The organism is Pedobacter sp. (genome assembly GCF_040513095.1).
In the GTDB taxonomy this organism is placed as follows: domain Bacteria; phylum Bacteroidota; class Bacteroidia; order Sphingobacteriales; family Sphingobacteriaceae; genus Pedobacter.
Genome location: NZ_JBEVDX010000075.1, coordinates 1 through 9572, shown reverse-complemented (window position 1 = coordinate 9572; position 9572 = coordinate 1). Strand labels below are relative to the sequence as shown.

The 9572-nt window shown below is 41.2% G+C and carries 11 protein-coding genes and 1 pseudogene; 5 read left to right on the top strand and 7 right to left on the bottom strand.

Going from position 1 to position 9572, the window contains the following annotated elements; all coding sequences use genetic code 11:
• Both ABWY16_RS09340 and ABWY16_RS09335 read right to left on the bottom strand, forming a co-directional pair.
• Window positions 1–532: pseudogene (locus ABWY16_RS09340) on the bottom strand (endonuclease MutS2); the annotation flags it as partial.
• A 2-nt stretch (window positions 533–534) separates the two neighbouring features.
• Window positions 535–1113 (bottom strand): DUF4296 domain-containing protein, encoded by a 579-nt coding sequence (locus tag ABWY16_RS09335; RefSeq protein WP_353904378.1) that lies wholly within the window; start codon window positions 1111–1113, stop codon window positions 535–537.
• Window positions 1114–1183: 70 nt separating this feature from the next.
• Between ABWY16_RS09335 and ABWY16_RS09330 the strand changes: the two genes are divergently transcribed.
• From ABWY16_RS09330 to ABWY16_RS09310, 5 genes are read left to right on the top strand one after another with little or no spacing between them, the layout of a single operon-like run.
• Window positions 1184–1870: a YggS family pyridoxal phosphate-dependent enzyme gene (locus ABWY16_RS09330; RefSeq protein ID WP_353904377.1), complete on the top strand. Its 687-nt coding sequence runs from the start codon at window positions 1184–1186 to the stop codon at window positions 1868–1870.
• Window positions 1870–2328 (top strand): GNAT family N-acetyltransferase, encoded by a 459-nt coding sequence (locus ABWY16_RS09325; protein ID WP_353904376.1) that lies wholly within the window; start codon window positions 1870–1872, stop codon window positions 2326–2328. Before ABWY16_RS09330 ends, ABWY16_RS09325 begins: the two co-directional genes overlap by 1 nt.
• Before the next feature lies 1 nt (window position 2329).
• On the top strand, window positions 2330–3151 hold the full coding sequence (locus ABWY16_RS09320; protein ID WP_353904375.1) for a DUF3298 and DUF4163 domain-containing protein: 822 nt from the start codon (window positions 2330–2332) through the stop codon (window positions 3149–3151).
• 2 nt (window positions 3152–3153) lie between these two features.
• A complete protein-coding gene (locus ABWY16_RS09315) occupies window positions 3154–4428 on the top strand; it encodes an aspartate kinase (protein WP_353904374.1) in 1275 nt (424 codons plus the stop codon).
• Window positions 4421–5602 carry a hypothetical protein gene (locus tag ABWY16_RS09310; RefSeq protein ID WP_353904373.1) on the top strand — a complete coding sequence of 394 codons (1182 nt, stop codon included), beginning with the start codon at window positions 4421–4423 and terminating at the stop codon, window positions 5600–5602. Before ABWY16_RS09315 ends, ABWY16_RS09310 begins: the two co-directional genes overlap by 8 nt.
• A 51-nt stretch (window positions 5603–5653) precedes the next feature.
• On the opposite strand, the gene ABWY16_RS09305 is transcribed toward ABWY16_RS09310, so the two are convergent.
• The 5 genes from ABWY16_RS09305 to ABWY16_RS09285 all read right to left on the bottom strand — a co-directional run bounded on the left by ABWY16_RS09305 (window position 5654) and on the right by ABWY16_RS09285 (window position 9409).
• A complete protein-coding gene (locus ABWY16_RS09305; protein ID WP_353904372.1) occupies window positions 5654–5851 on the bottom strand; it encodes a cold-shock protein in 198 nt (65 codons plus the stop codon).
• 80 nt (window positions 5852–5931) lie between these two features.
• The gene (locus ABWY16_RS09300) at window positions 5932–6567 is read right to left on the bottom strand and encodes a peroxiredoxin (RefSeq protein ID WP_353904371.1); all 636 of its coding nucleotides are present in this window, start codon (window positions 6565–6567) and stop codon (window positions 5932–5934) included.
• A 163-nt stretch (window positions 6568–6730) separates the two neighbouring features.
• Window positions 6731–7648 (bottom strand): DUF72 domain-containing protein, encoded by a 918-nt coding sequence (locus ABWY16_RS09295; RefSeq protein WP_353904370.1) that lies wholly within the window; start codon window positions 7646–7648, stop codon window positions 6731–6733.
• Window positions 7649–7735: 87 nt separating this feature from the next.
• A complete protein-coding gene (locus ABWY16_RS09290; protein WP_353904369.1) occupies window positions 7736–8836 on the bottom strand; it encodes a S1C family serine protease in 1101 nt (366 codons plus the stop codon).
• A gap of 6 nt (window positions 8837–8842) precedes the next feature.
• The gene (locus ABWY16_RS09285; protein WP_353904368.1) at window positions 8843–9409 is read right to left on the bottom strand and encodes an RNA polymerase sigma factor; all 567 of its coding nucleotides are present in this window, start codon (window positions 9407–9409) and stop codon (window positions 8843–8845) included.
• Window positions 9410–9572 lie beyond the last annotated feature (163 nt).

Sequence of the window (9572 nt, the reverse complement as noted above, 5' to 3'; positions counted from 1 at the left end):
GTTTGTAAATGCTGTCCATGCGCTTACGTACTTCCTGCTCTCCCTTAGAGATGTCTGTAGAAATCTCCTGCAATTTAGCCGAAGCATTGGGCTTAATCTTGCCTTTAGCATCCAGTACCGTCTCAATCTTTTTGAGAATATTCTTTTCTACCGGGATATGTTCAAACAGTGCTTCCAGGTTTGGGTACACTCCTGCCCGCTCTTCGAAGAATCTGAGTACCGAAAAAACGGTTTGCAGTGACAGGTAGATCTGGAACAACTCCTCCTCGAGGAGGTAACTACCTTCAACCCTGATTTTATCCGCCAGGGATTTAATATCAAAGAAGCTGCTGATCTGCAGCGGTTCCTGGTTTTCCAGAATATTTTTAAATTCTTTTGTCTGTCTTAGAAACTTATTGATCTGATCGTACTTATTCATCACCTGCATCCTGCCGATCATATATTGTCCCATCGGACTCAGGCAATGCTTATAGATGAGTTGCTTGACTTCATTGAAGCCAAGTCTGTCTAAACAATTGTCGGGATATATCATGTTTAATTTACCTTTTTAGGCGCAGCGTTCTTTGTGCTTTTCAGCCGGGCTTTATCTGCGTTATCTTGTTTTGCTTTTCTTGCTGCAAGCTCATTTGGTGTCATCGTTGCCTCGAGCCTGGCAATACTGTCCTTCTTCACTTTTTTCAGGGAATCTATCCTTACTGCTACCAGTTTTGGATTCGCCTTTTCTGCGCTGTCTTTCTTTAATTTTTTAACTGCTTCTTCCTTCTTCAATATCTTAGCCTGAACCTTATCAACACTATCTTTGGACTTTTGCAGGTTTGCGGTCACATCCTTATAAATCGCACTCAGAGCCTCTACATGATCATAATAGTAGTTCATGCTCCTGGTATACTTTGCGGAATCGATACCATATTTTTGGTAAATGGCCCTGTAGTAGGAGGAACCGACCTTTCTTGCAGAGTCAGGAACCGGAATAGTGGAAATATATCCGTCAGCGATATGCATATCATATAAAACCAGGCGTATTTCATCGGGCTGAATGATATCATCTGGCACCTTTGTCTTACAGCCTGCAATCAGGACCAACGTCAAACAGGCCCAGCAAAATCTTCTCATTGTATGTAAAACATTATTTTTTCTTAGCAAATTGGACTAAGGTTGTTAATTTTACCAAAAATACTGATAAATGAGCATAGCAGACAATTTAATAAAATATAAAAAGGAATTAGAAGGGGAAAATGTTGAATTGATCGCAGTATCTAAATTCAATGATGCAGCTGCCGTTTTAGAAGCCTACAACGCAGGCCAGCGCATTTTTGGAGAAAATATAGTTCAGGAATTAGCAGAAAAAGCTGAGACATTGCCCAAAGATATCGAATGGCACATGATTGGTCATCTGCAAACAAATAAGGTCAAATATATTGCGCCTTTCATCAGCCTGATCCAGTCGGTAGACAGTATCAGGCTTTTGGCAGAAATCAACAAACAGGCAGCAAAAAACAATAGGGTGATCGATTGCCTGCTGCAGGTTTATATTGCGGATGAAGACACCAAATTTGGCCTTGACCATGCGGAAGTGATTGAACTCCTGAGAGATGAGGAATACCTGGCAATGAAAAATATCCGCATCACAGGACTGATGGGTATTGCAAGCAATAACGCAGAAGAAAAACAGACCAAAGACGAATTTCAGGAGCTGAAGGTATTGTTTGATGGCATCAAACTGAGCTTTTTTAGAAAGGAAGATTCTTTCAAAGAACTTTCAATGGGCATGTCAGGAGATTACAAACTGGCTATTGAAGAAGGCAGTACCATGGTAAGAATCGGAAGCAGCATTTTCGGTGTGAGGAAAATTAAACACTATAAAGCATAATGGATATTCAACTGAGATTTGCGGTAGTAGCAGACTGCCCCCGCCTGCTGGAACTCATCGTTGAGCTGGCCGTTTATGAGAAAATGCCGGATGAGGTAACTGTTACGCTGGCAGAGTTTGCAGCTGCAGGTTTCGGTGATAAGCCCGTATGGAAAGCCTTTGTGGCAGAAACTGAAAATGGTATAATTGGCTTCGCGCTTTATTATGTAAGATACTCTACATGGAAAGGCTGTCGTTTATATCTTGAAGATTTTATCGTTACCGAAGAAGCACGGGGAAAAGGCGCAGGTAAACTGCTTTTTGAACGGGTGATGAAGGAAGCGAAGGACAACAACTACTATGGGATGTCATGGCAGGTGCTCGACTGGAATGAGCCGGCCCTGAATTTTTACCGCAAGTATGACGCGCATCTGGAAGACGGATGGTTAAATGCCTCATTTAGCAAAGAACAGCTGTAAGATGAAGAAAATATTAATTACCCTGCTGGCAGTAGCAGGATTGTATGCCTGCAATAATCAAAAGAAATCAGATAAAGTTATCGATTCTGCAAGCACTGCTGTCACACAGTCGGACAAAGATTCGCTGACTTACTCTTATGATTCGGTAAGGGTATACAGTAAAACCAAAGTATCTGCAAATAAACTGATAACAGATACTGCAAAGGCTGTGATCTTCTATCCGGTATTCCAGGATCAGGGCGTAAATAAGTTCCTTGAAGACCGCGTTATCGGCATTGCAGGAAAACAGGGGATCAATAAAACCTATAAAGAACTTGCAACAGGATTTATCAAAGAATTCGACACCTATATCGCTGCGAACAAGGGCGCAGAGGAATCCTGGTTCCAGAAAATTGACCTGAAAATGAAGGCCAATTACCCCAATTATTTGTCGGTATTAATGACCTATTCAGATTATAAAGGTGGTGCACACCCCAATACGCTTTTTACCTACTTCAATTACAACCCAAAGACCTATCAGACAATCACCCTTGATTCCATCATCACCGCTGAGGGTATGCCTAAACTCAGGGCAATTGGCGAAAATATTTTCAGAAGGAACGAGAATCTGGCACCAAACGCAAGTTTGTCTGAAGGTTATTTCTTCAACGAAGGTGTATTTAGTCTGCCGGAAACATTTACACTCACTAAAGAAGGGATAAAATTCCTGTATAATCCTTATGAAATCAAGGCTTATGCTGCAGGAACAACAGAGTTAATTATTCCCTTTTCCAAAATAAACGACATCATGAAAGAGAGTTCGGTTTTAATCAATTTCAAATAAACATGGAAGTATACAAATTCGGCGGTGCTTCCGTTGTAAATGCCCAGGCAGTAAAAAACCTGGCTGAAATCATTAAAAATACCAGTCAGACAAACCTGCTCATCGTTATATCGGCAATGGGGAAAACGACCAATAAACTGGAAGAACTTTCCAACGCCTATATCTTTGGCCAGGAAAATACCCATGAGCTGCTCGAAGAAATTAAAACATATCATTTTAATATTGCTGCAGAACTTTTCGGCGATCATCAGCACCCGGTATTCAATGAGGTAGCCAATTCTTTTGTTGAAATTGAATGGCTGCTCGAAGAAGAGGCCAATGATGCGCCTGATTATATTTACGACCAGATTGTTTCTATCGGGGAAGTATTATCCACGAAGATCGTAGCCGCATACCTGAATGGAGAGGGTACGCCGACTAGCTGGGTTGATGCCCGGAATTTCATCAAAACCGATAATACTTACCGTGAGGGAAAAGTAGACTGGGATAAAACTGAGGCAGAGATTCAGAAACACCTGCTGCCTGTGCTGAAAAAAGGTATTGCGCTCACACAGGGCTTTATTGGTAGTACCAGCGAGAATTTTACCACTACCCTGGGAAGGGAAGGATCGGACTATTCAGCTGCTATTTTCAGTGCTTGTCTGGATGCCACCGCATTAACGATTTGGAAGGATGTCCCGGGAGTGCTCAATGCCGATCCAAAATGGTTTGACCAGACCGAAAGAATTCCGCAGTTGTCTTACCATGATGCTATTGAACTCACCTACTATGGGGCAACCGTCATCCATCCCAAAACCATTAAACCCCTACAGAACAAAAATATTCCCCTTTACGTCAGATCCTTTCTGCATCCTGAGGGTGCAGGCACACAGATCAATGGTGAGAACAGCCCGCTGCCTGTACCCTCATTTATTTTTAAGGTGAACCAGGTACTGATCTCTATTTTTCCAAAGGATTTTTCATTCATCATCGAAGAAAACCTGAGCGATATCTTTAACCTGTTCCACCAGCATAAGGTGAAGGTCAATACAATGCTCAACTCTGCGATCAGTTTTTCTGTGAGCGTTGACCACGATGAGGAAAAGATAAGTAACCTGATCACTGAATTATCAGTACTTTACAAAGTGAAATACAATAAGGGCCTGGAACTGGTGACTATCCGTTACTACAACCAGGACACGATAAACAGGGTAACAGCAAACAAGGATATTTTGCTGGAGGTGAAAAGCCGACATACCTGCCAAATGGTAATGAAAGATAAATCAGCCGTTGAATAAGGCGATTACCGATAGCGAAGTACAGGATTACATCCGGGAGCAGCTGAATGCTGATGTGCATAAGATTGCCATGGCAAAGAGCCCTTTCCCTGATGTAACGGGACAGGAACTGTCGGCCCAGATTGCAGCGATGAAAAAGTCCGCTAAAAAACTGCCTGCATGGTTTTCCAAAACTGGAATATACTATCCTCCCCTGTTATCTGTAGAGCAATGTTCTTCGGAGATCACAGCGGCTTATAAAGCTCAGTTAAGCAAAGGCGCTAAGCTGATTGACCTCACCGGGGGCTTTGGGGTTGACAGCTATTATTTTTCAAAAGTAAACCAGTCGGTTGTTCATTGCGAAATCAGTGAAGAACTTTCGGCAATTGCCAGTTATAATGCGCGCCTCCTTGAGCAGCACAACACTATTTTCATCGCCGGAGACGGAATTGAATACCTGAAGGACACTAAACTGCATTTTGAGACTATTTATATCGATCCCGCCCGGAGAAGCAGCGCTGGTAAAGTATTTATGCTGAAAGACTGCACACCAGACGTTATTGAAAATCTTGATCTGCTCCTGAACAGCACAGATCGCCTCCTGATTAAGACCGCACCGCTGCTGGATATCACCGCGGGTTTGAAAGAATTAAGACATGTAGCAGGTATCCACATCGTAAGCGTTAAAAACGAGTGCAAGGAACTGGTCTGGATACTGGAAAAGAAATTTGAAGGTACTCCACAGATCGTTTGCAGTACCCTGAATGCTAGTCTGAAACAGTTCAGCTTTTTAGCAGGCGACGAGCCAGCTGCAACAGCTATGGATACGCCGGTCGAAGGAAACTATTTGTACGAACCTGATGTAGCTTTATTGAAGGGAGGCGCTTTCAACCTTATTGCCGAAAGGTACCAGCTTAAAAAGTTCCACCAGCAAACCCAGCTATACATTTCCGACCTGATAAATAAAGATTTCCCGGGCCGGATATTTAAGATAGAAGAAGTACTCACTGCAGCTGCGGTCAAAAAAGAAAAAAACCTGCTTGGAAGCGTTATTGTAAGAAATTACCCTGAAAAGGCAGCGGCGCTTGTAGAGAAGTATCACATTAAACCTGATGATTCACAATTTATGATCTTTACACATAGCGCCCAGACTGGGAAGATCATCCTTAAAAGTAAGATCCTGCAGCATTATTAAAGATAAAGCCTCCCTGGTATAAGGAGGCTTTATTGCTACAGTTAAAGGAAATCAGACTTTTTTAACCTTTACTGCCTGTAATCCTTTTTTGCCTTCAGCTACTTCAAACTCGACGTCGTCATTCTCCTGAAGACTGTCAATCCCGCCCAGGACATCTTTAAAATGAACAAAAATATCTTTGTTGCCTTCATAGACAATAAAGCCATACCCCTTCTGTTTATTAAACCACTTAACTTTTCCGTTACTCATAAAATTAAAATGTATAAATTAATATTTCTTTATAGTTCTCAACTATATCAAACTTAAAGAAAATCAATAAGTTTTAAAAATTATTTGTTCGGTTGCGGGGTAGTTCTCAGGTACGGTTTTATAACTTTGTGACCTTTGGGAAATTTTGCAGGGATATCTTCAGTTTTAATGCTGTTCATAACAATCACATCTTCTCCATCCTGCCAATCCGCCGGCGTAGCTACGCTGTATTCAGCAGTTAATTGCAATGAATCAATAACTCTCAGTATTTCATTGAAATTCCTTCCTACAGATGCAGGATACACGATAATAAGTTTTACTTTTTTATCCGGCGAAATGATAAACACCGATCGTACAGTCTGCGTTTCAGAGGCATTTGGATGGATCATATCGTAAAGATCAGCCACCGTCCTGTCCTGATCAGCAATAATTGGAAACTCTACGCTTGTATTTTGTGTTTCGTTGATATCGCTGATCCAGGATTGGTGAGACTCAACTGAGTCAACACTCACAGCAATAACTTTTACATTTCTTTTTTCGAATTCGCTCTTCAGCTGTGCTGTGCGGCCTAATTCTGTAGTACAAACAGGCGTATTATCTGCCGGATGTGAAAAGAGCACTCCCCAGCCATCGCCCAGGAACTCGTAGAAATCAACATCGCCGATTGAAGTTTTCGCTTTGAAATTTGGAGCAACATCTCCGATTCTGATACTCATAGTCTTCTTATTTAATTTAAAATCTCAGGATAAATATTTATACAACTTACCCGGTGACCTATTCAAAAGTAGTAACAATTTTATTTGCAAACCCAATTATTACCTCCCCAAAACCGGTGACATCCGTGATAAGACTACTAATATAGTAGATATTTTGCTGATGTCAAATATTGGGTGATTGCTGCAGCTGTATTTCAGGAATTTGACTTCCCAATGTTTCATTAAAGGCTTTTATGGCATATGCCGCCATGCGTACAGATTCCAGTTCATCATCCTGGTGCAGGAAGAAATAAACTTTTTTAAGTCCCTTGTCCTGCCAGTCCCTCAAGCGTTCAGCCCAGGCATCAATTCTTTTAAAATCTGTATCTCGTAAAGCAGCGCCCATTCCGTTAAAACGGATAAAAACTTCAGGAACGGTCAGTTCCATATGCAGCAGGTCTCGCCTGCCTGTTACATCTGTGATCACAGCCCCCTGCTTTAAACGTGCATAAAGTTCGAATACCTCCCGGTGGCTTTCCGGGTCTGAATACCACTTTTCATTCCTGAGTTCGGTAAAAACCCTGAGATCCTTTGGAAGAGATTCCAGGAAATCAGCCAGGTCCTTTAAGCTTTTCGGGGCAAAGCTATTGCTCATCTGCAATAAACAGGGGCCCAGGCTATCGCCGAATTCAAGTACCGAAGTAAGAAACTCATCGGTAATCTTTTCGGCACCTTTCAATTTTTTATAGTGACTGATCGTAACCGGGAATTTGGGACAAAATAAAAACTTAGCCTTTGCATTATCAGCAGCTATCTGCGTCCATTTCCGGGTAGACTCTACTGTCGGTATCTTATAGTAGGCTGCGTTCAGTTCAATCGAATTGAAGTGTTTAGCATATTCATTGAGGAAATCAGTGGCTTTTGTTTTGGCTGGATAAAGGAAACCTTTCCACTCGGGACGCCCCCACTTGGCACAACCTACATAAACTTCAGCCTGTTTTTTAACCTTTTTGTTCAGCACCTTTTTGTTTCGCTCACTGTCAGGCGGCAGTTCAAAATCTATCGACGAAACGTCCTGCTGTTTGGCTTTTCCAAATTTCATACTTCCCAGACAACAAATTCTAATCCAATATGATAAAAAAAAGCCCCTGAACAATTAAGTCCAGGGGCTTTCAATACAAAGAGAACTCTAATTATATACTTTGATCATATAAACGAAGTCCTGAATCTTATCTATTTGTTTCGTTCTGTTTAGGCCCTGTAAAGGATTCTTCTTAGAGAAAGCCACCTTTTTACCCAGGGAATCTGATGGGATGGCATTCAATGCTTCCAGAATATGTTTTGATTTAACTGCAAAGGCAGCACCTTCAACCTGGTTTTCCTTTGCTGTGATCATACCAACAATATTTCCAAAATTGTCAAATACAGCTCCCCCGCTATTACCAGGATTGATTGGAATAGATACCTGGTATTGCGTGGTATCACCATTATGTCCTGTTTTTGAACTTACATATCCTTCACCCAGTACAGCGTCGTCCTTTGGAAAGCCAAGGGTGTACACATCTTCACCCATACCTACACCGTTTTTTTTCAACTTGTAGGGAAGGTTTGATAAGGGTGTGAATGAATTGTCGATGATCTTAAGAATAGCAATGTCATACTGTGCATCAAAATAGGCAACCTTCACTTTAAAAGATTCGCCATTTTTCTGTACATATATTGAATCTGCATCCCTGATCACGTGGTAATTGGTACACAGGTAACCATTTGCAGTGAGTGCAAATCCGCTGCCTCCAAACTTAGCGAGGCCGGAAGGCCCTCGGGATGTTTTAGGAGCTGGTCCGGTTGAATTCAGCGTCCTTACCAGTTTATTCTGGTTGTTTTTGATATTGCTGATTTCACGGCGCATAACCTCATAAGTTCCATTCTGTCTGGAATTATGATCTATAGAAATCACTGCAAATATTGTTAAAAGCAGGAATGAAGCTGCAATTGCTACGGCCGACTTGTTATTGCGCCACATGTTGACGATAAAAGATGGGTGTGGCCTCATCTTTTCGGCCATTGCCGCTACATCCATCTGCGCGTGTGCCTGATCCATTTGTTGTTTCAGGGACATCACTTTACCATACTGCGTTAAGGTTTCCAGAAAAGCCTTATGTGCAACAACCTTATGGTCTATCACAGGGTCATTGGTTCTCAGCTGCTCAAAAGCTTCTGCTTCGGCAGCTGTAAGATTACCTTTCAGGTAGTCTTCAATCATGGCGTCCAACTCTATATCGTTCCTCATTGCGTATTAAGATTGAAAAAATAATTTCTTTAATCTCTGCAGGCATTTATATTTCTGAGTTTTGACGTTATCCGTATTGGTGTAGCCAAACTTCTCGCAAATATCCTGCATGGAGAGATTGTGAATATAAAAGTCCTGAATAATGGTTTTGCAGGGTTCACCAAGATTGATTAAGGCTGATCCCATCTTTTCAAACTGGAGTTCCTTCTCTTCGTGCTGTTCCAAATCAACTTCTACGGCTACTACGTCATCAAGTTCTGACAGGTTAGTGGTTTTCTTACTTTGCTGTGAAAGTTTTTTTAACCAGATCCGTCTGCATACTGAATATATATAGGTCTTTAATTTACTGCTTAACTCAAAATCCCCACTCCTGATTTTATTATATAAAACAATAATCGCCTCCTGATAAACGTCTTTTGCATCATCTTCGTCGCCGTTATTATTCATGATAAACTGCAAAATCATCGGAAAATACCCCGTGTACAGTCTATTAAGTGCATCTTCTGAGTTATTTAGTATCCCTAAAACAACCTCTCTATCTGTTGGAACTGAACTGCTTAACTTATTACTCACTAATTAATACGTTTATGCGTGAATGGTAACCCAATATTAGACAAAAAAAATATTCTTTGATCTTTTTTTAAATCGGTGGGTTACCTTTTAAAGATTGTGGTATTAATCTGTAAAATTAATTAATTATTTTAAACAGAATTCAAATGAAAAACTTATTCAAATT